Raw genomic sequence first — 21,654 nt, 5'->3', positions numbered from 1 at the left:
TGAACGACGAGGTACGGACTTCATGAACGACCAGATCCAGCCCGAGGGATCCCCGGAACACGAGCACGGGGAGCTCGGCGACGCTGAGTACGCGGAGTTCATGGAGCTCGCCGCGGAGGAGGGCTTCGACGTCGAGGACGTCGATGGCGCGCTCGACGCGGCGGGCCACGGTCCGCTGCCCGTCCTCGCCGTCGTCGGCCGCCCGAATGTCGGCAAGTCGACCCTGGTGAACCGCATCATCGGGCGCCGCGAGGCCGTCGTCGAGGACAAGCCCGGTGTCACCCGTGACCGCGTCACGTACGAGGCCGAGTGGGCGGGCCGCCGCTTCAAGGTCGTCGACACCGGCGGCTGGGAGCAGGACGTGCTCGGCATCGACGCGTCCGTGGCCGCGCAGGCCGAGTACGCGATCGAGGCCTCCGACGCCGTCGTCTTCGTCGTCGACGCCAAGGTCGGCGTCACCGACACCGACGAGGCCGTCGTGCGCCTGCTGCGCAAGGCCAACAAGCCCGTCGTGCTCTGCGCCAACAAGGTCGACGGCCCGAGCGGCGAGGCGGACGCCTCGTACCTGTGGTCCCTCGGCATCGGCGAGCCGCACCCCGTCTCCTCGCTGCACGGCCGCGGCACCGGCGACATGCTCGACGCCGTCCTGGAGGCGCTGCCGGAGGCCCCGCAGCAGCAGTTCGGCGGCGCCGGGCTCGGCGGACCGCGCCGGATCGCGCTGATCGGCCGCCCGAACGTCGGCAAGTCCTCGCTCCTGAACAAGGTGGCCGACGAGGACCGCGTCGTCGTCAACGAGCAGGCGGGCACCACCCGCGACCCCGTCGACGAGCTGATCGAACTCGGCGGCGTCACCTGGAAGTTCGTCGACACGGCGGGCATCCGCAAGCGCGTCCACCTGCAGCAGGGCGCCGACTACTACGCCTCGCTGCGCACCGCCGCCGCCGTGGAGAAGGCGGAGGTCGCGGTCATCCTGATCGACGCCTCCGAGTCGATCTCCATCCAGGACCAGCGGATCGTGACGATGGCGGTCGAGGCGGGCCGCGCGATCGTCCTCGCGTTCAACAAGTGGGACACCCTCGACGAGGAGCGTCGCTACTACCTGGAGCGCGAGATCGAGACCGAGCTCGCCCAGGTCGCCTGGGCGCCCCGGGTGAACGTGTCGGCGCGCACGGGCCGGCACATGGAGAAGCTGGTCCCCGCGATCGAGACGGCCCTCGACGGCTGGGAGACGCGGGTCCCGACGGGCCGGCTCAACGCCTTCCTCGGCGAGCTCGTGGCCTCCCACCCGCACCCGGTCCGCGGCGGCAAGCAGCCCCGCATCCTGTTCGGCACGCAGGCCGCCTCCAAGCCGCCCCGGTTCGTGCTCTTCTCCTCCGGCTTCATCGAGCACGGCTACCGCCGCTTCGTGGAGCGCCGCCTGCGCGAGGAGTTCGGCTTCGAGGGCACGCCGATCCAGATCTCCGTACGCGTGCGTGAGAAGCGCGGCAGGAAGAAGTAGGCAGCCTCTTTAGGAGGTCGCTCGGACGGACGCCGCCGGTGGAGACATCCACTCGGCGGCGTTTTTCTGTGAAGGGCCCTAGGCCCTGGGGAGGTCAGTGCTCCCGGCGCGGACCCGGCGGCAGCGCCGCGGGGTAGTGCCGTCCCGTGGTGTGCTGCGGCGGGTACGGCTGCCAGCGCGGCGGATGGTGCGGGCGCGGGCCGTGCAGTGGGTCGAAGCCCCTGAACCCCAGGTCCTCCTCGCCGCTGCGGTCGCCGGGCAGCGTCCGGAAGGACCGGCTGTACTCCGCGTACAGGGCGTCGTAGATGGGGGTCACCGAGGGGCCGCCCCCCGCGTGGCCACCTCCGGAATGGCCGCCCGGCTGGTCCGCCGCGGGACGCATCGACGGGATGGGGTTCTGATACGGCTGGTGTCGTCGGGACGAAGGGGTGGAACCGGGCGCGGGGGATGAGGTGGGGTCGTATGGGTGCACGTATGTGCCAACGAACCGGGCCCCCGACGGATGCGCCCTTGGCCTGCGCTGTTGCGGGCTGTCAGCGGTGTGACCGGCGCATTCGTGGGGGCCCGTGCGGTGCCGCCGGGGTGGCTCAGGTGCCGGCGAGCGGCATGGCGGCGGCCACCAGGCGGCCGTTCGCCGCGGCCTTGTCGAGGGCCTGACGGAGCAGGTCCTCACGCGGCTGGTGGCCGATCGAGCCGGAGGAGGCGGCGAAGACGAGCACCGTCTGCGTCTTGTTCGCCGCGGTCCGCCAGCCCTCCGTCACCAGGAGCGGCTGGTGCGCCTGCCACCAGGCGACCTGGCCGGGGGAGCCGCCGGTACCGGGCTGCAGGATCGCGTGCAGCTGGCCCATGGCGAGCAGCACCGACCAGCCGCCGAGGACCGAGGGGACCGCGTCCAGCGTGGTGGCCGGCATGAAGCCCTGCTCGATCAGGAGCGGCAGGAAGTCGTCCCCGTCCGTGGTCGTGCCGGGGCGGGCGATGGGGCCGGTCGGCTCGACGACGAGGGCGGGGTGCGTCGTGTCACCGATCAGCACGAGGCCGCTGGTCACTCCGAGCACGGCCTGCGATGCCGCGGCCGGGGTGCCGCCGTCCGGCCGGTCGGCGGCGTCCTGCCCGCCGCCGATGGACTGCACGGCGCCCTGCAGCTGGTCCTCCGCGACCTGGACGACCTGCGAGGGCAGGCAGGTGGCATGGGCGAAGGCGAGCACGGCGGTCTCGTCGCCGACGAACAGGACGGTGCTGGTCGGCTGCTGCTGCGAGTCGCCGGGCGTGCGACAGGAGGTGCAGTCGTAACTGCCGGGGGCGTTGTCACCGGCCATCAGCCGGTCGGCTTCTTCGTCGCCGATCTCGGCGCGTACGTCGTTGCTGACGTCGAGCAAGCGAGGCACGGGGACTCCTCAGGGATCTGTTGGACCGATCGGGGTGATCGGTCGCGGTCAGGCGAGTGCTTATGAAGGGACAACGGATGATCTGTGTCCTCGGTCACGCCCGGATCGGAACGGAATCACCTCATCCGGCGCACACCGTGAACGACCGCCCGGAATCCGTCACTCCCCGCCAACTTGTTGGTTTTCCAAGGAAGTTGGACCGGTGAGCTGAGTCACAGATCGCCAGGACGACAGGTCGACAAATACTGAAATCACTGTATGTATCGGTTGGCCGAAAATCGCCGGTACCCGGGGTAACGGCGAACTGGCCTGGCGGGACGAGCCGTTGGTTGCCGTGGCCCTCTTGCGCTGCCTAGATTCCACCGCCGTCCGCAACGAGCAGTCCACGAGAGGGATTCTCATGTCCGCGCCGAACCGTATGGCTCGCACGACAGCGGTCTTCACCGGGGTGGCCCTCGCCGCCCCGCTCGGTCTCCTCGCCCTCGCCGGCCCCGCCCAAGCGGCGGACGGTGGCGTCTGGGACCGCATCGCACGCTGCGAGAGCGGTGGCAACTGGCAGATCAACACCGGGAACGGCTACTACGGAGGGCTTCAGTTCTCGGCAGGCACCTGGCGTGCGTACGGCGGCGGTGCGTACGCCGCGACGGCCGACCGGGCCAGCAGGGGGCAGCAGATCGCTGTCGCCACCAGGGTGCAGCGTGCGCAGGGATGGGGCGCATGGCCCACATGTTCGGCACGGGCCGGGGCGTACGGCGGCGCCCCGGGCGTCCAGTCGGCGCCCAAGGCCGTGCCCAAGGCCGTGCCCAAGGCGGCGCCCAAGGCCGCCCCGAAGGCCGCGCCCGAGGCGGCTCCCCGGGCCGCGCAGAAGCAGCGCGGTTCCGGCCACACGAACCGCGGCGCCGCCCGCGGTGGCGGCTACGTCGTCCGCAGCGGCGACACCCTCGGCAGCATCGCCGCGGCCCACGGCACCAGCTGGCAGCGCCTGTACGCCGCGAACCAGTCGGTGGTCGGGGGTGACCCCGACCTGATCATGCCGGGGCAGCGGCTGCGCCTCGCCTGACCGCACATGCGCCGCGTGGCCCCACCCGGTCCGCCGACCGGGTGGGGCCACGCGGCGGGCACGGCGCGGCACGACGGGCGGCCGCACACCGGCTGCCTAGCGTCCGCGCTATGGACGTGACCGCTACGTTTCCGAAGGCGCACGGCCCGCGGCGGTGGGCGGCGGCCCTGCTGGGCGTGCTGCTCGCACTGACCGCGCTGCCGGCCCTCGACGCCAGGGCGGATGCCGCCGAACCGTACGACTGTGCCAAGACCGAGTGGCCGTGGTCCTGCCTCGCGGAGTGCGAGAGCGGCAACGACTGGGACGAGAACACCGGCAACTCCTACTACGGGGGGCTCCAGTTCCAGCAGTCCACGTGGGAGGAGCACGGCGGCCTGAAGTACGCGCCGCGCGCCGACCTCGCGACCCGTGCCGAGCAGATCAAGGTCGCGGAGGAGGTGCTGCGCACCCAGGGCTGGGAGGCGTGGCCGGTCTGCTCCAAGCGGTACGGGCTCAAGGGCCGCGTCCATGTGGTGCAGCGCGGCGACACGCTGTCGTCCATCGCGCGGCGCTTCAAGGTGGAGGGCGGCGCGCAGGCGCTCTACAAGGCCAACCGCGACGTGATCGGGTCGCACCCGGACCGGCTGGAGGAGGGGGCGACGTTGGTCATTCCCGAGCCCGGGAAGTCGTCGGGCTGATCGGGTCCGGTCGGCGCGGCGGGGTCTCGGTGGCCTCGCCGCGGAACACGACCGTGCCGCGGCCGAGTTCGTAGACGATCACCGTCGCCTCGTTCGTAGTCCCGCGCAGGCCGGGCGGCAGGCGTTGCTCGGCGAGCACCACGCAGGCGTCGAGTTCGCGCAGGAGGGCGTACGTGCGGGTGGCGACCGGCGGGGCCATGCCCTGGGTGGGTTCGTCGACGAGGACGACGCGGGCGGGGGCGAGCAGGGCGCGGGAGACGGCGAGCATCCGCTGCTCACCGCCGGAGAGGGTGCCGGCGCGGCGGGCGAGGAGGGGGCGCAGTTCGGGGTACGCGTCGAGGGCGGCGTCGAAGTCCCGTTTGGTTGCCGCTTTGGTTGCTGCTCTGTTTGTCGCTTTGTTTGCTGCCAGTCGGAGGTTCTCGGCGACGGTGAGGTCGGCGAAGACGGCCTGCCGGTCGGGTACGAAACGCAGGCCCGCCGCGGCGCGGGCGTGGGCGGTGTGCCGGGTGACGTCGACTCCGTCCCACACGACGGACCCTGCGGCGAGCCGTACGGTGCCGGCGAGGGCGCGCAGGGCGGTGGTGCGACCGGAGCCGTTCGGCCCGAGCAGCACGGTGAGCGCGTGGGCGGGGGCGGTGAGGGTGACGCCGTGAAGGGCCTCCAAGGGGCCGTAGCGGACGCGGGCGTCGCGCAGTTGGATGCCGGCGTCGGTGCCGGTGCCGGTGCCGGACGTCATGAGGGCTCCGGGGTGCGGTCGAGGACGGAGTCCGGCGCGCCGGAGCCCACGATGCGGCCCGCCGCCATCACGTGGACGGTGTCCGCGAGTTCGGCGACGAGGTCCAGATCGTGTTCGACGACGAGCACGGCGACGCCGTCGGCGGCGAGCGCCCGCAGGAGCCGGGCGAGGGCGGCGACCTCTGCGGGGTCGAGGCCTGCGGTCGGTTCGTCGAGCAGCAGCACGTGCGGGTCGCCGGCCAGTGCGCGGGCCAGTTCGACGCGGCGCAGCGTTCCCGTGGGGAGGCCGCGCGTCTCCTGCTCGCCCCGCAGTCCGAACAGGCGCGTCATCCGTTCCGTGGCTGCCGGGTCCCGTACGCGGCCCTGTTCGGCGCCGATCCGGATGTTCTCGGCCACGGTCAACGAGGGGAAGACGACGAGCTGTTGGAAGGTCCGTGCGATGCCGAGTCTGGTCCGGGCGTGTGCCGGCAGCCGGGTCACGTCGCGTTGTCCGAGCCGGACCCGGCCGGTGTCGGGGCGGACGGTTCCGGCGAGGCAGTGGAACAGGGTGCTCTTTCCGGCGCCGTTGGGGCCCACGACGGCGGTGACGCTGCCGCTGGGGAGCCGGATGCGTACGTCCTGGAGGGCGGGGTGGGGGCCGTAGGTGACGGTGAGGTGGGTGGCGGTGAGTGTGGCGGGGGCCGGTCTCGTTGCGGTCGTCCGTACCCACGTCACGGGGCTCCGCCCCGGACCCCGCTGCTCAATCGCCGCAGGGGCTTGAAATGTCGCGGGGGCTTGAAAGGCCTGCTCAAACGCCGCAGGGGCTTGAAATGTCGCGGGGGCTTGAAAGGCCTGCTCAAACGCCGCAGGGGCTTTAAATGCCAGCATCTCCCGGGCCGCCGCCCCCCGCCCGGTCAGACGACCACGGTCCCGACCCCAGCCCCGTACGCCCAACCCCCGTCCCACCAGCACCGCCAGTACCCCGATGGCCAGTGCTGCCACGCCGCCGCGGGCTCCCGCGTCCAGGCCCACCAAGAGGCCCGCGCCGAGCAGTGCGGCGAAGGGGCTGTCCGCGCCGAGTACCACTATCGCCGCGAACCACAGCAGGCCGCGTATCGGGTCGTACGCCGACGGGTCGAAGGAGTGCAGGCCGAACGTCAGCAGGCCGCCTCCCAGTGCCGCGAGGCCCGCCCCCACCACGAACACCGCGACCTTCAGCGCCGGCACCCCGACCCCCGCCGCCGACGCGCCCGCCTCGTGGTCCCGGACCGCCGCGAGCGCCCTGCCCACTCGTCCCCGTCGCAGGCCTGCCATGACCATCAACGCCCCAGCGAGGAGCGCGAGTTCGAGTATGTAGAACGCCCGGTCGTCCCCGAAGCCCGCGGGGCGCGGCGGCGTGAGGCCCGACGTCGCGTACGGCTGCGCGAACACGAATCGGCTCACCCCGACCCCCACCGCGAATGTCGCCAGCGCCAGCGCGAGGCCGTGTCGCCGGATCGCGGGCGCGGCGGTCAGGAGGCCCAGTGGGGCCACCAGCAGAACCGCCACCAAGAGGGCTGCCAGTCCCGGGAGTTGGGGGAGGCCCGGGAACCGCCCCGTCGCCAGCAATGTGGCGAACAGGGCGCCCAGGCCTGCGAATGCGCCTTGGCCCAGGGCCAGTTGGCCGGCCCTTCCCGTCACCAACACCAGCGACAGCAGGATCAATGCCAGCGCCGGGACCTGGATCGACGTCCGCAGGTCCGAACCCGCGAAACCGAGCGGCAGCAGGAACAGCACTCCCGCCACCAGCCACGCCTCCCGCGGAGCGGCCCGTGTTCGGCGCGTCACCGCCGTCGGCAACGCCCCCTTCCCGCCCACCCCCGGCAGCGCGAGCGCCGCGATCAGCAGCGCCACCACGAACAGGTTCGCCCCCACCGCCTGGACGAGCGGCTCGGCCCACCCGCGCGGATGCAGCCGCGTCAACTGGCTCTGCGCGACCCCGATCGCGAGCGCCGCCCCCACCGCCACCCCGAGTCGCCGCATGCCCGCCGCGACCGCCACCGCCACGACCTCCATCACCAGCAACGGCAGACCGTAGGGGTCGAGGCGTACGTAGGGGGCCAGGAGTACGCCCGTCAGGCCCGCGGTGAACGTGCCGAACGCCCAGCCCGCCGCCGCGACCCGGTCCGCGTCGATCCCGCCGAGCACGGCCAGCGGACGGTTGTCGACGACCGCCCGCAGCTCACCCCCGAACCGTGTCCAGCGCGTCACCGCCCACACCGCGACCCCGATCGCGCAGGCCACCGCGAGCTGCCCCCACGGCTCCCCGGGGAGCAGCCGCGGCGCGTCCTCCTGCGCTCCCGTGCCCCACAGCAGCGCCGCGGCCCCGACGAGGAGGACGAAGACGCCGATCGAGGCGACCAGGGTGCGCGCCGGATCGCCGCCCGACACGGCCAGCGGCCTGAACACCCAGCGTTCCAGGGCGAGTCCGAACCCCGGCGCCACCACCAGGAGCACCAGCGCCGCGGCCGCCCACAGCGGAACCTCCCACACCACGACCAACTGCCGCAGCAGATACGCGCAGAGCATCGCGATCGCGCCGTGCGCGAAGTTGAGGACGCCTGTCGCCCGGTAGGTGACGATCAGGCCGATCCCGGTGAGCGCCGCCGCCGCTCCCACCGAGAGTCCGGCGAGCGTGAGGTCGTACGTGAGGGACGACACGACCCGGACTCCTCAACTCCCGTTGGGTGGTTCGCAGATGGGGCACGGGACCAGGCCCGCCTCCGCGATCGCGCCCGCGTCCGCGGGGACCGCCCGCGGCTTGCCCTCGACGAGCGGGCAGTCGGCGCGGTGCCACAGCGTGCCGCCCGGCATCATCAGCAGCCGGCCGCTGGAGGCGGCCAGGGGTGCGGGATCCAGGGTGTCGGGCGCCGGATCGGCCGTGACCAGCAGCTCGTAGAGGCGCTCCACGCGCGACGTCGCGAGTGTGTTCCTGCCGTACGTGAGGAGCACCGCGCCCGCGACGATCAGGGCCGCGCCCGGCACCGTGCAGGAGGCCAGATAGGGGAGCTGGCGCTCGGCGAAGCGTTCGCCCGACATTCCGTACCAGCCGACCACGCAGAGCGCCGCCCCGACGGCGAGCGCCGCGAGCCCCGCCCACAGGGCCGGGTGCACAGAACGTAGTCGGGCAGTCCGCATCGCCGGCCCCCACTGGTGTGCGCGTGTGTCTGGTCTTGTCCGCCGATCGCTTGCACTATGCCTTCTGGAGTCCAACTCGGAAAGCTCCGGGGACAGTTGGCCGATCACTCTGATCCAGTCGGCCCGCCCCCGGACCGACACCCGGCGGTGAGCCTGATGGTTTTCGGGAGCACACCTCGCACACTCCGCACACCTCGCGCGACTCGCGGACGGGGCCCGGCGCTCGCGCTCGCCCTGGCCCTGGTTCTCGGCCCCGCCCTGGCGGCCTGCGGCGACGACAGCGGCGGTGACGACAGCGCCCCGCCGACGCCGAGCTCGAAGCCGACCACGAGCAAGGAGCCCACGAACGAGGAGCCCACGAGCAAGGAGCCCTCGTCGGAGCGGCCCGGTGGGAGCGGGCCCGCCGACCGGGCCGCCGCCGAGAAGGAGATCAAGGCCAACTGGAAGAAGTTCTTCGACCCGAAGGTGTCGATGGAGGAGAAGGAGGCCGTCCTGGAGAACGGCGCCAAGATGCGCCCGGTCCTGAAGGGCTTCAGCGGCGACAAGCGCGGAGGCCAGGTGGAGGCCACCGTCACCAAGGTCGCCTTCACCTCGGGGAGCGAGGCGGACGTGACGTACGCACTCGCCCTCAAGGGCGCGACGGTGCTGCCCGATGCCAAGGGGACGTCCGTCGAGCAGGGCGGCACCTGGAAGGTGTCCGTCAACACCCTGTGCGCGCTGGTGCAGCTGAGCGGGAATGCGTCGCCGGGCCCTGGCTGCTGAGGCCCTCGTCGCGGGGCTGGCCCTGGTGGCCGTCGCGGCCTGCGGGTCCCGGCTGCCGGAGAGCGACTTCGAGGACCGCTCCGCGCCCGCGCCACGCTCCACCGCGCCCCTCCACGTCGGCATCATCACCAGCGCCACCAGCCCCGTCGGCGGCGCCACCTTCACCGACACCCGCGACGGTGCACAGGCGTACTTCCGGAACCTGAATCGGCAGGGCGGCATTCAGGGGCGCCGCGTCGAGGTGCACCTGTGCGACGACGGCGGCAGCGGTGTCGGCAACACGTCCTGCGTGCACAAACTCGTCGACGAGCAGAAGGTCGTCGCCCTGGTGGCCACCACGGCGCTGGACTACGCGGGCGCGGAACGCGTCTCCCACGCGCGCGTGCCCGACATCGGCGGTCAGCCGATCGGCGCCGCCTACGACACCTACCCGCACCTGTACGGGATCTACGGCAGCCTCGCGCCGCGGAACGGGACGCCGGGCTGGGGCGGGAAGCTGTACGGCGGCACCGAGGTCTACCGCTACTTCAAGCGCGAGCACGGCGCCCGCACCGCCGCCGTCGTCTCCTACAACCAGGCCGCTTCGGCCGCGTACGCCCGCCTGGTGACGCGCGGACTCAAGGCCGAGGGCTACCGCGTCGTCACCGAGCAGCTCGACTTCGCGCTGCCCAACTTCCGGGCCGCGGCCGCCGACCTCAAGGACGAGAAGGTCGACCTCGTCTTCGACGCCGTCGACGCGCACGGCAACGCACGGCTCTGCGAGGCCATGGACCAGGTCGGCGCCCGCGTCACCGCGAAGGTCACGAACGTACAGAACTGGACCTCGTCCGTCCGGTCCGCCTACAAGGACGCGCCGCACTGCCGCGCCTCCCTGTGGGTCACCGGCGCGAGCCGCAACTATGAGGACACCGGGCACCCCGCCGTACGCGCCTTCCGCGATGCCACGAAGCATCTGAGGACGCACTCGCAGTGGCAGTTGGAGGGCTGGGCCGCCGCGATGTGGTTCACGGACGCCGTCCGCTCCTGCCGGACGGTCACGCGTGCGTGCGTCGACCGTTTCATGGAGCGCGGAGTACGGTACTCGGCCGATGGCCTGCTGCTTCCCGTGACATTCGCGAGGCTCGCGGAGCCGCCGAGAACTCGAGAGACGTGCCTGTCGGTCGCGAGATGGACCGACACGAAGGGCTGGGTCACCCAGAACGGTGGTATGACGCACACCTGTTCTGACGTCCCGCAGCTCTCCTACCAGCCATGATGTGACCCCAGATGGGTGATTTGGCCAGTTGGTTCCCGAAAACAGCTACCAATTCCGCATCTGTTCAGGAACAACATGATGATGAGGAACAACCCTCGCCAGGCCATCTCCGTCTAACTACCCGGTAGGCGGAGAAGACGGACTGTTCAGACAGATACGAGGGCGCATGCAGATTTCTTTCCTGATTCACAATGCGTACGGGATCGGAGGGACGATCCGCACCACGTACAACCTTGCCAGCGCGCTTGCCGACCACCACGACGTGGAGGTCGTATCCGTCTTCCGGCACCGGGACGAACCGGTGTTCGCGCCGGACCCGCGCGTGCGGGTCCGACACCTGGTCGACCTGCGCAAGGGCGCCGCGGGGTACGAGGGCGACGACCCGGAGTTCCAGCTGCCCGCCACGGTCTTCCCGCGCAGCGAGGGGCGCTACGAGCAGTACAGCGCGCTCACCGACCGGCGGATCGCCGAACACCTGGGCTCGCTGGACGCCGACGTCGTCGTCGGCACCCGGCCCGGGCTCAATGTGCACCTCGCCCGTGACACCAGGCGCGGAGTGCTGCGCGTCGGCCAGGAGCACCTCACCCTCGGCACGCACTCCACCGAGCTCCGCCGTGAACTGCGCGGCAGCTACCCGCGCCTCGACGCGCTGACCACGACCACCGAGGCAGACGCCTTCGCCTACCGCGAGCAGCTGCGCCTCCCGGGCGTGCGCATAGAGGCGATGCCCAACCCGGTTCCGCAGCCCGGCATCGCGCCCGCCGACGGCAGCGGCAAGTGGGTCGTGGCGGCCGGCAGGCTCGCGCCCGTGAAGCGCTACGACCTGCTGGTGCGCGCCTTCGACCAGGTGCGCGCCGAGCGGCCCGACTGGCGCCTGCGCATCTACGGGGGCGGCAAGCAGAAGGACAAGCTGCGCACGCTCATCGACGAGCTCGGCCTCTACAACCACGTGTACCTCATGGGGCCCGCCCACCCCATAGAGCCGGAGTGGGCGAAAGGTTCCCTCGCCGCGGTGACGTCGAGGTTCGAGTCCTTCGGCATGACGATCGTCGAGGCGATGCGCTGCGGTCTGCCAGTGGTCGCCACCGACTGCCCGCACGGCCCCGGCGAGATCATCGACAACGGTGTCGACGGCCGGCTCGTCAAGGTCGGCAGCGTCGATGCCATCTCCGGCGGCCTGCTCGAACTCATCAACAACGACACCCTGCGCCAGGAGATGAGCGCCCGCGCCCTCAGGGGTTCCGAGCGCTTCGACCCGGCGCGGATCGCCCAGCGCTACGAGGACCTGTTCGCCTCGCTCACCGGCCGCGGCTCCCTCGGGCTGCTGCACCGGGCCCGCGGCTCGCTCCTCGGCGGCGCCTACGCGGTGCGCGACGCCCTCCGGCCGCAGCGGAAGGGACATCCCGTATGACCGCCCCCACGGCTCCGCCACCGCCGTGCCCCGAAGACAGCGACAGGAGCGTCCGCATGCCGCCCCGAGCCGACTGCATCGCCGACTCAGCCGGCGGGCTCACCTTCGACGTCACCGACCACGGTTCGCCCGACCCGGCGCACCTGCTGCTCGTCGACCGGGCCTCGGGACACACGGTGCGGCTGCCGCTGACGCCGACCGGCGAGGGGCGGCTGCGTGCGTCGCTGCCGATAAGCGTCTCCCTCGCCGAGGGCCGCTGGGACGCGTACGCACAGGTCTCGGGGGACGAGCCGGTGCGGCTCATGCCGGGCGTCAACGACCTGCGCTCACTGGTGGACCGGGCGCCCAGCGGCTCGCGCGGCTACGTCGCCGTGCGCATCCCGTACGCCACCAAGCACGGCAACCTCACCGTGCGCAGCTGGCTGCGGGCGCCGCACGCGGAGGCCGGTGAACTGCTCATCGCCGACGGCGAGCTGACCGTGCACGGACGGGTCTACGGCGCCGACTTCACGGCGAAGGCGTACGCGGAGATCCGCTCCCGCGCGGTGCGCGGCCCCGTGCTCCGCGGCGAACTGGACTGGGACGGACCGCGGTTCACGCTCCGCATCGGCTACGACGAGCTGCGCGAGGGCCGTTGGGACCTGTGGCTGCGGCCCGCGGGGGACGACGGACCGCAGGTGCGGCTCGCCCGGCTGCTCGACGACATCGCCGACAAGAAGCCGATCTTCACGTACCCGGTGACGCGGGTGACCGTCCAGGGTCGCGGCGAACTGGCCTCGGAGGCCTACTATACGGGGGCCAACGACCTTTCCGTGCAGGTGAGTTCGGTCCAGAGCTAGGACCCGGTGGGCCCTAGTCCTTCTCCTTCTGCCCTGACTCCAGCGGCCGGTTCTCGAAGGCCGCGAACTCCGGGTGGTGCAGGTCGAACGCCGGGGACTCCGAGCGGATCCTCGGCAGCGTGACGAAGTTGTGGCGCGGCGGCGGGCAGGCCGTCGCCCACTCCAGGGACCTGCCGTACCCCCACGGGTCGTCGACCTCGACCTTCACCCCGTACTTCGTCGTCCTCCAGACGTTGTAGAGGAACGGCAGCGTGGAGAGGCCGAGCAGGAACGCGCCGATCGACGAGAGGGTGTTCAGCGCCGTGAAGCCGTCCGCCGCCAGGTAGTCCGCGTACCGGCGCGGCATGCCCTCCGCGCCCAGCCAGTGCTGGACCAGGAACGTCGTGTGGAAGCCGACGAACAGCGTCCAGAAGTGGATCTTGCCGAGCCGCTCGTCGAGCAGCTTCCCCGTCAGCTTCGGCCACCAGAAGTAGAAGCCGGCGAAGGTCGCGAAGACGACCGTGCCGAACACCACGTAGTGGAAGTGCGCCACCACGAAATACGAGTCGGTGACATGGAAGTCCATCGGTGGCGAGGCGAGGATGACGCCGGTCAGGCCGCCGAAGAGGAACGTGGTCAGGAAGCCGATCGACCACAGCATCGGTGTCTCGAAGGACAGCGAGCCCTTCAGCATCGTCCCGGTCCAGTTGAAGAACTTCACGCCCGTGGGCACCGCGATCAGGAACGACATGAACGAGAAGAAGGGCAGCAGCACCCCGCCGGTGGCGAACATATGGTGCGCCCACACGACCACCGACAGGCCCGTGATCGCCATCGTCGCGCCGACCAGCATCGAGTAGCCCCAGATCGGCTTGCGGCTGAAGACCGGCAGGATCTCGCTGATGATCCCGAAGAAGGGCAGCGCGATGATGTAGACCTCCGGATGCCCGAAGAACCAGAAGAGGTGCTGCCACAGCAGCGCGCCCCCGTACTGGGCCTCGAACACCACGGACCCGAACCGGCGGTCCGCCTCCAGGCAGAGCAGCGCGGCCGCGAGCACCGGGAACGCGAGCAGCACCAGGATCGACGTGAACAGCGTGTTCCACGTGAAGATCGGCATCCGGAACATCGTCATGCCGGGCGCCCGCATCCCGATGATCGTGGTCAGGAAGTTCACCGAGCCGAGGATCGTGCCGAACCCGGCGAGCGCGAGCCCCATGATCCACAGGTCGGCGCCGATGCCGGGGGAGCGGGTCAGGCTGTTCAGCGGCGCGTACGCGAACCAGCCGAAGTCCGCGGCCCCGCCCGGCACGATGAGCGAGCCGAGCACGATCAGGCCGCCGAAGGCGAACAGCCAGTACGAGAGCATGTTCAGGCGCGGGAACGCGACGTCCGGCGAGCCGATCTGCAGCGGCATGATCTCGTTGGCGAAGCCGGCGAAGGTCGGCGTCGCGAACAGCAGCAGCATGATCGTGCCGTGCATCGTGAACAGCTGGTTGTACTCCTCGTTGGAGAGCATCTGCATGCCCGGACGGGCCAGTTCGGCCCGCATGAGCAGGGCCATCACCCCGCCGATGAGGAAGAAGCAGAACGACGTGACCAGGTAGAGGTGGCCGATCTTCTTGTGGTCGGTCGTGGTCAGCCAGTCCACGACGACCCGGCCCGGACGTCGCTCGCGCGCGGCCCCCACCGTCGCAGGCCCGGCCTGCACCCCGGTCGTACCCATCGCTTGCCCCCTCGCTGCTCTGCTGCGCGCCTCGGGCCTGCTGCGGACTCAGGCCATGATGCTCGCGCGGCCCCCGTGGCGACAGAGGGCGTACCGCTGTTTCTGGCATGAACAGACAATTCCCGGACGGCCTCAACTCGCCCGTGCCGCCGTCGGATTCGGAATGTCCGGGGAATTGCGCAAAAGCGTGCAGGGCTCGTGGAGGCGGCCCGGCGGAGGCTTTTAGGCGGACCGCGGGAATTCGATAGGGCCGGGTGTTACGGGTGAAAGTAAGGAGCAAGTAAGAGACAAGGAACGCCCGATCGTGTGAGGAACTCCTAAGAAACAACTGTCGTGATCTTGTGACAAAAGCGTGACCCGCGGCCTACCGTGGCCGCATGGCACCCATCCCCACCCCGCCGGCGGAACCACAGGACAATCCGGACGCGTACGTCGGGCTCGACGCGCCCAGTGCCGAGTCACAGGCAGGCGCGCGTGGCTGGTCGACCGTCAGGCAGCTGCCGCCGGGCGCGATCATCACCATGGAGTACCTGGCCGGGCGGCTCAACTTCGAGGTCACCGAGGGAAAGGTGACGCGCTGCTGGAAGGGCTGAGGCCCCCTGAGTGGCCGCCTGAAGGCCCCTGAAGCGTGCGAAGGCCCCCGAACCCGCAAGAGGTTCGGGGGCCTTCGTGGTGCGGGGCTTGGCTGTGCGTACCGGGCCCCGCCGTCTGTGGGCGCGCTCAGGACACCGTTCTCGTCGACGGCGTCCCGCGCGTGAGTCTCTCCGTGTTCGGTCGGCGGCTGCCTGCCGGGGTGATCGGTGTGCGCTCGCCACGCGGGGTGTGCGGGCCCTGTGGGAGCAGCTGGCGGCTCGATCTGGTGGCCCCGGCGGACTCGCGTGTGCGGGCGGCCGTGGTCAGCGCCGGGACCGGAACCGGCTCGGACTCCGGCTGTGGCAGCCGGGCGCCGGAGCGGCGGCCGAGCAGGCGGTCACGCCAGGAGAGGATCCAGGCCTCCGCGCGGGCCACCAGCGGCTCGCACCAGGGCAGCGCGAGCAGGATGAGCAGGCCCGCGGCCCAGCCGAGCAGCACGTCGCTCAGCCAGTGCGTACCGAGATAGACCGTGGTCAGGCCGACGCTCAGGGAGATCACCGCGGAGACCGCGGACAGCCAGCGCCTGGCCCGCGGGGTGGAGGCGAGGTAGGCGAGGATGCCCCAGGTCACCACCGCGTTCGCGGTGTGGCCCGAAGGAAATATGTCGCCGCCCTGCCACATCTCGCTCGACCCGATGGTCGTGGCGTAGTGCGGGCCGGCGCGGCCCATGCCGTACTTGGCGGCGCCCACCGTCACGTTGAGCAGCAGCAGCGAGGTGCCGAACATCAGCAGCGGGCGCAGCGTGTGCTGCCGCCACGAACGCCAGCCCAGCCACGACATCACCATCACGGCCGTCGGACCGCGCTGGCCGAGGACGACCCAGTAGTCGAGGAAGGCGTGGATGTCCGGCCACTGCTGGTACGGCCGGAAGAACATGACCTGCCAGTCGACAGCGACCAGCCACGACGTGGTGAGCACCGCCACCACGATCGTGAGGTAGAAGGACAGGGTCAGCCCGAAGAGCACGACCCGGTGCCGGCTCATGTGGGGCATGTCCACATGGGTCGGTCGTTCGGGCTCGCGATCGAGCCTGGCGAAGACCCGCTCCACACGGCGGGTCAGGTTTCGTTCGGTACGCACCCAATCGACGCTACAGCGACCGGCAGGTGGACAAGAACGAATCAGGGGCTTTGTGATGACGATGTGATGTGGGATTGATCTCAGGTGGCCGAATATTCCCACGATTTCAGCCACCCGGAAGGAAAGATTCCTGAATTCAAAGATCGTTTCCGGGGCCCATTATATGACGCTTATGAATGCGTTCATCTGATGCCCGTGCGGAATTGGCCGTTCACTCACCGCTCATGGCGGCCCGGACCCGTTCAACCAGAACGCTCCGTAGGCCGCCGACAACGCTGCGAGACCGCCGACCACCCAGGCCGACCTGCCCGTACGCCACCGGGCGAGCGCCACCGCGAGCGGCAGCAGCAGCGGGAACGCGGGCAGCAGCAGCCGCGGCTTCGAGCCGAAGTACCCCGAGGCGCACAGCGCGAGCACGACCACGATGCCCGTGTAGACGAGCACCGGCACGGGCTGGCGCTGCCGCACCCCGGCGACGTACAGCCAGATCACCAGCGCGACCCCGACGATCAGACCGATCCCGGCCAGCGCGCCCAGCGGTGACGTGAACTGATCGGCGACGAACCCGGCGAAGGCCGCGCCCCCGTCGAAGCCGTTGCCCCACTGCGCCTGCACGTCGAGATAGCCGAAGAGGCCGCCACCGGTTCGCTGCCCGACCCACAGCACGTACGCCGCCGCACCCGCCGGGGCGAGCAGCACCCCGAGCGCGAGCCGCCACGAAGCCCGCCGCTCCTTCGCGATCCACAGCGCCGCCGCCACCCACACCGCCACCACGACGGCCGCCCCGATCGGCCGGGTCAGACCCGCGAGCGCGGCGAGCAGCCCTGCGCTCACCCAGTGCTGTCGCAGCACCGCGTACAGTCCCCACGCCGCGAGCGCCGTGAACAGCGCCTCGCTGTACGCCATCGACGCCACGATCCCGACGGGCAGCGCACCCCACAGCACGGCGAGCCAGATCCCGGCCGCCCGCCCGTGCAGCAGATCCCCGACGGCGAAGATCCCCCACGCCGCCGCCAGCGAGGCCAGCAGGCTCACCACGAGGCCCGCGTCCGCGTACGACAGCGGACTGACCGCCGAGACGAAGCGTTCGAGCCACGGAAGCAGCGGAAAGAACGCGAGGTTCGAGTGCACGGTGCCGTCGGGCAGCGTCACCGACCAGCCGTAGCCGTGCTCGGCGATCCGCGTGTACCAGAGCGAGTCCCAGCGGGCCGTGAGCAGTGTGTGCGCGCTCTTGCCCGTCGCCGCGCTCCACACCGCGAGCACCAGCAGGCCGAGCGCCCGCACCGCGGCGTATCCGAGCAGGGCGGGCGCGGCATGCCGCGGCGAGGGTCGATGTCGTTGGTCCACTTCCGTCACGGCCCCGATTATCGGCATCCGTCCCCTGCGCCTCGCCAGCAGGCCCCTTTCCCGCGAGTGGTGCACGCCACACCCGCTCGCGGGGGCCTTGAGAGGTCCGCCACGTGTCATTGGCGAGAACTCGCGTACGCTGACGGCTTACTCGCCTTATCGCCGCGGGGCCGGGAGACCGCTCCTCCCGAGCCGGAACCAGGACAAGGCCAATGGCCTCCCCAGTCCTGGGAACCGCCGAACGCGAGGAACACTGGGAGGTACGTACATGTCCGGGACGAACACGGCCTCCGGGCGCGCACTCGGGCGCCTGGCCGCCATGGGAACCCGACCCCACCGCTGGGTCGTCCTCGTCGTCCTGTGCACAAGTCTGCTTCTGGTCGCCCTCGACTCGACCATCCTCTACGTCGCGCTGCCCGCGGTCACCGAGGACCTCAAGCCCACCTCCGTCGAGCTCCTGTGGATCGGCGACGCGTATCCGTTGGTGTGCGCCTCGCTGCTGATCCTGTTCGGCACGCTGGGCGACAGAGTCGGCCGCCGCAAGATCCTGCTGCTCGGCTACGGCCTGTTCGGCGCGGCCTCCGCGCTCGCCGTGTTCTCCGACACCGCGCAGGTGCTCATCGTGGCCCGCGCGATCCTCGGCATCGGCGGCGCGATGATCATGCCCGCGACGCTCTCGATCCTGCGCGACGTCTTCCCCGACCGGCACGAGCGGGCCGTCGCGATCGGCGTGTGGACCGCGGTCGCCGCGGTCGGCGCCGCCACCGGGCCCGTACTCGGCGGCTTCCTCGTCGAGCACTTCTGGTGGGGCTCCGTCTTCCTCATCAACATCCCGCTGATGCTGATCATGCTGCCGCTGTGCCGGGTCCTCGTGCCCGAGTCCAAGGGGCGCAGCGACGGTCCGTGGGACCTGTTCGGCGCGCTGCTTGCCGCGCTCGGCGTGCTCGGTGTCGTCTACGGCATCAAGGAGCTCGGCACCAAGCGCGATCTGCTCGACGCCGAGGCCGTGCTGCCGTTCGTCGTCGGCGTCGTGCTGCTCTTCTTCTTCGTGCGCCGCCAGCGCCGCCGCGAGCACCCGCTCATCGACATGAAGCTGTTCTCGCGGGTCGCGTTCTCCACGTCCGTCGGCTGCATCGTCATCGCGATGCTCGCCCTCGTCGGCCTCGAACTGATCGCGGTCCAGTACCTCCAGCTGGTGCTCGGCCTCAGCCCGCTCGAGACCGGCCTGCGGATGCTGCCGCTGACCTTCGCAGCGATGACCGCGGGCGTCCTGGGCTCGGCGAACCTGCGCCGCTTCGGGCCGCGCGCCATGGTCGCGTCCGGCTTCGCGCTCACCGCCTGTGCGGTGCTGATGCTCTGCGCGATGGGCCAGCAGGACCAGCCGTGGCTGCTCGGCTTCGGCTTCGTCCTGCTCGGCTTCGGCTTCCAGACCACGCTGTTCGGGGCCTACGAGTCGATGCTCACGGAGGCGCCCGCGGACGACGCGGGCGGTGCGGCCGCGATCGGCGAGACCTCGTACCAGCTGGGCGCCGGCATGGGTATCGCGCTGCTCGGCTCCGTGATGAACGCGGCGTACGCGCCCGGGCTCGGCCATGTGCCGGGGGTCTCCGACGGCACGTCGACCGCCGCGGGGCACTCGCTGGGGGAGGCGTACCAGATCGCTGCGCAGCTCGGTGGCGCGGCGGGGGACGCAGTGCGGGAGGCCGCGCGCGCCGCGTTCGTGCACGGTCTGCACGTCACGCTGGTCGTCAGCGCGGTGCTGCTGTTCCTCGGGGCGGTCGCCGCGCTGCGACTGCCGAAGCGGATGGAGTGCGAGGAGGCGGACGAGGCGCCCGCGGCGGACGACGCGGACGTGGCGGCGCCGCGGCGGGCTTCGTCACCGGCGGAGTCTTCGGCGTCCTCGGCCGCGTGACGTGCGGTCCGGGGGAGGCCCCCGAACCGCTCAGCTCTGATTGAAGAAACCGTCCGTCGGTTCCTTGGTGTCACGGCCGGAGACGATCTGCGTGTCCGCGGGGCTCAGCAGGAACACCCGCGTGGCGACCCGGTCGATCGAACCCCGGAGCCCGAAGATCAGGCCCGCGGCGAAGTCCACCACGCGCTTGGCGTCGGACGCCTCCATCGCCGTGAGGTTGATGATGACCGGAACCCCGTCCCGGAACATCTCTCCGATGCGCCGCGCGTCCCGGAAGCTGTCCGGGGTCACGGTGCCGATCCGGCGGCCCTTCTCCTGGGCCTCCTCGGAGGCGACCTTCACGCGCGGGTCCGTGACCCAGGCTGCGTCGCCGGCGGTGGCGGGCTCGGGCCCCTCGTCGTAGTCGTCGTCGTAGTAACGCTCTTCATCGTTGTCGTCGACGAGGCCAAGCCAGGCACTCGCCTTGCGCACCGATCCCATGGACGCCTCCTCTCACAGCGGTTCCTCTGCGTTCCGCATGTCGTGCATCCCCAATGTTCGTCCATGATGCAGACGTGACGCCAAGGGGATAGCCGCCGCGCGGGGCTTTCGTGACGGTACTGGTGCACAGTCTGCGCTTGTTCATGCCGGAGTTCCCAAGGGTTGTACGGGACACGGCTGCTGATGGTGAGTGAAATATGATTCTTCACGGCGTATGGGTGACCTTCGGTGCGTACGGGTGAACGGGAAGGTCGCGCAAGGGCTCGATACGATGCCGTCGTCGCGCGGTCCAGGTGACGGGCCGTCATTCGGCGTACGGGGGAGTCTTCTTGTTCGGCATGGTCCGGCCCTGCTCTCATCGGCTCGGTGAGAGCCTCAAAACCCAGTGGATGGCCCACCTCTGCGGGCTCTGTCTGGCACTGCGCGGCGACCACGGGCAGTTCGCCCGTGTCGTCACCAACTACGACGGTTTGCTCATCTCCGTCCTGACGGAGGCTCAGAGCGAGCGGTCCGGTGCGGCCGGTGCGTGGCGGCGGCAGGCCGGGCCCTGTCCGCTGCGGGGCATGCGCGGCGCGTCCGTCGCGCAGGGCGAGGGGGCGCGGCTCGCCGCCGCGGTCTCCCTGGTGCTCGCGTCGGCGAAGGTGTGCGATCACGTCGACGACCGGGACGGTCTTTTCGCGCGCAGGCCGGTGGCCGTGGCCGCGCGGAGGGTCGCCGCGAGCTGGGGAAGGGCCGGTGCCCGTACCGGATCTGACGTCGGGTTCGACACGGCGGTCCTGCTCGACGCCGTCGAGCGGCAGGCCGGGATCGAGGCGCTCGCCGGGCCCGGCGGCTCCGTCCTGACCGTGACCGAGCCGACCGAGACCGCGACCGCCGCCGCCTTCGCGCACACGGCGATGCTGGCCGGGCGGCCGGGGAACGCCGAGCCGCTCGCCGAGGTGGGCCGGTTGTTCGGGCGGCTCGCACATCTGCTGGACGCCGTCGAGGACCAGGACGCCGATGCCGGGGCCGGCGCCTGGAACCCGCTGTCCGCCACCGGCACGTCGCTCGCCGAGGCGCGGCGCCTCGCCGACGACGCCCTGCACGGCATCCGGCTCGCGCTGCGCGACGTCGACTTCGTGGACGGCAAGCTGGCGCACTTGCTGCTCGCGCACGAGCTGGGGCGCTCGGTGGACCGGGCGTTCGGGGCCGAGGCGCATGCGCATGGGCATGGAGCGCATGGGGGCCACGAGGCGTACGGGTCCGGGAATCCGTACGGCGGCGGCGATGCCCATGGCGGCGGGAGTCCTTACGGCGGTGGCAACCCCTACGGCGGCGATCCGAACGGCGTCGGCGGACCAGGCGGATCCGGAGGCCCGGGTGGTCCCGGCGGGCCCGGTGGTCCGGGCGGTGGTGATTTCTTCGGGAAGTCGCCGAAGCCGGGGAAGCGGGGGCTGCTCGCCGGGTGCGCCGTCGCGATCGGGCTCTGCTGCACCTGCAAGGTGTGCTGCGCCGAGGAGTACGAGGGCGCGTGGTCCCGGAAGAAGCGCGAGGGCTGCTGCCGGAACTGCGACGGACCCGATTGTTGCGACTGCTGTGACTGCTGCTCGTGTTGTGACTGCGGTCTGTGACTGCGGGCTGTGGCCGTGGATTCTGACTGCGGGCTGTGAGGCGCTGGCCCTGTATACGGGCCGGGGTGGTCCGAACGTGTGGTGCGGGGTCACCTGCACGCCTCCGGAA

Annotated in this window: 19 protein-coding genes; 10 read left to right on the top strand and 9 right to left on the bottom strand. The window is 71.1% G+C overall.

The features are described 5' to 3' along the window. Window positions 1-22: 22 nt before the first annotated feature. The gene (gene der / locus OHA73_RS11845; protein ID WP_327655020.1) at window positions 23-1,498 is read left to right on the top strand and encodes a ribosome biogenesis GTPase Der; all 1,476 of its coding nucleotides are present in this window, start codon (window positions 23-25) and stop codon (window positions 1,496-1,498) included. A gap of 94 nt (window positions 1,499-1,592) precedes the next feature. Here der and OHA73_RS11840 read toward each other — a convergent pair whose 3' ends face one another. Next, the gene (locus OHA73_RS11840) at window positions 1,593-1,814 is read right to left on the bottom strand and encodes a hypothetical protein (RefSeq protein WP_266721218.1); all 222 of its coding nucleotides are present in this window, start codon (window positions 1,812-1,814) and stop codon (window positions 1,593-1,595) included. Window positions 1,815-2,085: 271 nt separating this feature from the next. Next, the gene (locus OHA73_RS11835; RefSeq protein WP_266721220.1) at window positions 2,086-2,883 is read right to left on the bottom strand and encodes a hypothetical protein; all 798 of its coding nucleotides are present in this window, start codon (window positions 2,881-2,883) and stop codon (window positions 2,086-2,088) included. A 400-nt stretch (window positions 2,884-3,283) separates the two neighbouring features. Here OHA73_RS11835 and OHA73_RS11830 point away from each other — a divergent pair, with 400 nt between their 5' ends. Together OHA73_RS11830 and OHA73_RS11825 are read left to right on the top strand one after the other, a co-directional pair. Then, window positions 3,284-3,943 (top strand): LysM peptidoglycan-binding domain-containing protein, encoded by a 660-nt coding sequence (locus tag OHA73_RS11830; RefSeq protein WP_327655019.1) that lies wholly within the window; start codon window positions 3,284-3,286, stop codon window positions 3,941-3,943. A gap of 110 nt (window positions 3,944-4,053) precedes the next feature. Further along, window positions 4,054-4,620, top strand: a complete 567-nt coding sequence (locus tag OHA73_RS11825; RefSeq protein ID WP_267070955.1) for a LysM peptidoglycan-binding domain-containing protein — start codon at window positions 4,054-4,056, stop codon at window positions 4,618-4,620. Here the strand turns inward: OHA73_RS11825 and OHA73_RS11820 are convergent. The 3 genes from OHA73_RS11820 to OHA73_RS11810 are packed head-to-tail and all read right to left on the bottom strand — an operon-like array spanning window position 4,589 to window position 8,511. Further along, the gene (locus tag OHA73_RS11820; RefSeq protein ID WP_327655018.1) at window positions 4,589-5,356 is read right to left on the bottom strand and encodes an ATP-binding cassette domain-containing protein; all 768 of its coding nucleotides are present in this window, start codon (window positions 5,354-5,356) and stop codon (window positions 4,589-4,591) included. The two genes, OHA73_RS11825 and OHA73_RS11820, sit on opposite strands and share 32 nt — an antisense overlap. Further along, complete coding sequence (locus OHA73_RS11815; RefSeq protein ID WP_327655017.1) at window positions 5,353-8,034, bottom strand: ABC transporter permease subunit; 2,682 nt, start codon at window positions 8,032-8,034, stop codon at window positions 5,353-5,355. Before OHA73_RS11815 ends, OHA73_RS11820 begins: the two co-directional genes overlap by 4 nt. Before the next feature lie 12 nt (window positions 8,035-8,046). Further along, the gene (locus tag OHA73_RS11810; protein ID WP_327655016.1) at window positions 8,047-8,511 is read right to left on the bottom strand and encodes a hypothetical protein; all 465 of its coding nucleotides are present in this window, start codon (window positions 8,509-8,511) and stop codon (window positions 8,047-8,049) included. A 156-nt stretch (window positions 8,512-8,667) separates the two neighbouring features. Between OHA73_RS11810 and OHA73_RS11805 the strand changes: the two genes are divergently transcribed. The 4 genes from OHA73_RS11805 to OHA73_RS11790 all read left to right on the top strand — a co-directional run bounded on the left by OHA73_RS11805 (window position 8,668) and on the right by OHA73_RS11790 (window position 12,778). Then, entirely contained in the window at window positions 8,668-9,273 is a 606-nt protein-coding gene (locus tag OHA73_RS11805) for a hypothetical protein (RefSeq protein WP_267070959.1), read from the top strand. Continuing rightward, window positions 9,248-10,528 (top strand): ABC transporter substrate-binding protein, encoded by a 1,281-nt coding sequence (locus OHA73_RS11800; RefSeq protein ID WP_327655015.1) that lies wholly within the window; start codon window positions 9,248-9,250, stop codon window positions 10,526-10,528. The genes OHA73_RS11805 and OHA73_RS11800 overlap by 26 nt, the downstream gene beginning before the upstream one ends. A gap of 166 nt (window positions 10,529-10,694) precedes the next feature. Next, the gene (locus tag OHA73_RS11795) at window positions 10,695-11,939 is read left to right on the top strand and encodes a glycosyltransferase family 4 protein (RefSeq protein ID WP_266721236.1); all 1,245 of its coding nucleotides are present in this window, start codon (window positions 10,695-10,697) and stop codon (window positions 11,937-11,939) included. 56 nt (window positions 11,940-11,995) lie between these two features. Then, complete coding sequence (locus OHA73_RS11790; RefSeq protein ID WP_327655014.1) at window positions 11,996-12,778, top strand: hypothetical protein; 783 nt, start codon at window positions 11,996-11,998, stop codon at window positions 12,776-12,778. 13 nt (window positions 12,779-12,791) lie between these two features. Here the strand turns inward: OHA73_RS11790 and ctaD are convergent, their stop codons facing one another. Further along, entirely contained in the window at window positions 12,792-14,483 is a 1,692-nt protein-coding gene (ctaD, locus tag OHA73_RS11785; protein WP_327655013.1) for an aa3-type cytochrome oxidase subunit I, read from the bottom strand. A 377-nt stretch (window positions 14,484-14,860) separates the two neighbouring features. Between ctaD and OHA73_RS11780 the strand changes: the two genes are divergently transcribed. Beyond that, window positions 14,861-15,076: an I78 family peptidase inhibitor gene (locus OHA73_RS11780; RefSeq protein WP_266721242.1), complete on the top strand. Its 216-nt coding sequence runs from the start codon at window positions 14,861-14,863 to the stop codon at window positions 15,074-15,076. A 127-nt stretch (window positions 15,077-15,203) separates the two neighbouring features. On the opposite strand, the gene OHA73_RS11775 is transcribed toward OHA73_RS11780, so the two are convergent. Together OHA73_RS11775 and OHA73_RS11770 are read right to left on the bottom strand one after the other, a co-directional pair. Next, on the bottom strand, window positions 15,204-16,196 hold the full coding sequence (locus OHA73_RS11775; RefSeq protein ID WP_266721243.1) for a phosphatase PAP2 family protein: 993 nt from the start codon (window positions 16,194-16,196) through the stop codon (window positions 15,204-15,206). A gap of 222 nt (window positions 16,197-16,418) precedes the next feature. Beyond that, window positions 16,419-17,570 carry a hypothetical protein gene (locus tag OHA73_RS11770; RefSeq protein ID WP_327655012.1) on the bottom strand — a complete coding sequence of 384 codons (1,152 nt, stop codon included), beginning with the start codon at window positions 17,568-17,570 and terminating at the stop codon, window positions 16,419-16,421. A gap of 241 nt (window positions 17,571-17,811) precedes the next feature. Here OHA73_RS11770 and OHA73_RS11765 point away from each other — a divergent pair, with 241 nt between their 5' ends. Further along, complete coding sequence (locus OHA73_RS11765; protein WP_266721247.1) at window positions 17,812-19,455, top strand: MFS transporter; 1,644 nt, start codon at window positions 17,812-17,814, stop codon at window positions 19,453-19,455. A 30-nt stretch (window positions 19,456-19,485) separates the two neighbouring features. Here the strand turns inward: OHA73_RS11765 and OHA73_RS11760 are convergent, their stop codons facing one another. Continuing rightward, on the bottom strand, window positions 19,486-19,935 hold the full coding sequence (locus OHA73_RS11760; RefSeq protein WP_266721249.1) for a cell division protein SepF: 450 nt from the start codon (window positions 19,933-19,935) through the stop codon (window positions 19,486-19,488). Window positions 19,936-20,264: 329 nt separating this feature from the next. On the opposite strand from OHA73_RS11760, the gene OHA73_RS11755 reads away from it, so the two are divergent. Next, on the top strand, window positions 20,265-21,545 hold the full coding sequence (locus OHA73_RS11755; RefSeq protein WP_327655011.1) for a DUF5685 family protein: 1,281 nt from the start codon (window positions 20,265-20,267) through the stop codon (window positions 21,543-21,545). Window positions 21,546-21,654 lie beyond the last annotated feature (109 nt).

Origin of the sequence: Streptomyces sp. NBC_00483 (genome assembly GCF_036013745.1) — a bacterium.
GTDB lineage: Bacteria > Actinomycetota > Actinomycetes > Streptomycetales > Streptomycetaceae > Streptomyces.
The sequence above is the reverse complement of the archived record's forward strand: the minus strand, read 5'-3'. Positions and strand labels throughout refer to the sequence as shown.

Coding starts and splice junctions, on each gene's coding strand:
- OHA73_RS11830 (WP_327655019.1), top strand. CDS start 3,284: ATGTCCGCGCCGAACCGTATGGCTCGCACGACAGCGGTCTTCACCGGG.
- ctaD (WP_327655013.1), bottom strand. CDS start 14,483: ATGGGTACGACCGGGGTGCAGGCCGGGCCTGCGACGGTGGGGGCCGCG.
- OHA73_RS11795 (WP_266721236.1), top strand. CDS start 10,695: ATGCAGATTTCTTTCCTGATTCACAATGCGTACGGGATCGGAGGGACG.
- OHA73_RS11800 (WP_327655015.1), top strand. CDS start 9,248: ATGCGTCGCCGGGCCCTGGCTGCTGAGGCCCTCGTCGCGGGGCTGGCC.
- OHA73_RS11760 (WP_266721249.1), bottom strand. CDS start 19,935: ATGGGATCGGTGCGCAAGGCGAGTGCCTGGCTTGGCCTCGTCGACGAC.
- OHA73_RS11805 (WP_267070959.1), top strand. CDS start 8,668: ATGGTTTTCGGGAGCACACCTCGCACACTCCGCACACCTCGCGCGACT.
- OHA73_RS11780 (WP_266721242.1), top strand. CDS start 14,861: ATGGCACCCATCCCCACCCCGCCGGCGGAACCACAGGACAATCCGGAC.
- OHA73_RS11810 (WP_327655016.1), bottom strand. CDS start 8,511: ATGCGGACTGCCCGACTACGTTCTGTGCACCCGGCCCTGTGGGCGGGG.
- der (WP_327655020.1), top strand. CDS start 23: ATGAACGACCAGATCCAGCCCGAGGGATCCCCGGAACACGAGCACGGG.
- OHA73_RS11765 (WP_266721247.1), top strand. CDS start 17,812: ATGTCCGGGACGAACACGGCCTCCGGGCGCGCACTCGGGCGCCTGGCC.
- OHA73_RS11790 (WP_327655014.1), top strand. CDS start 11,996: ATGCCGCCCCGAGCCGACTGCATCGCCGACTCAGCCGGCGGGCTCACC.
- OHA73_RS11820 (WP_327655018.1), bottom strand. CDS start 5,356: ATGACGTCCGGCACCGGCACCGGCACCGACGCCGGCATCCAACTGCGC.
- OHA73_RS11770 (WP_327655012.1), bottom strand. CDS start 17,570: ATGCCGATAATCGGGGCCGTGACGGAAGTGGACCAACGACATCGACCC.
- OHA73_RS11825 (WP_267070955.1), top strand. CDS start 4,054: ATGGACGTGACCGCTACGTTTCCGAAGGCGCACGGCCCGCGGCGGTGG.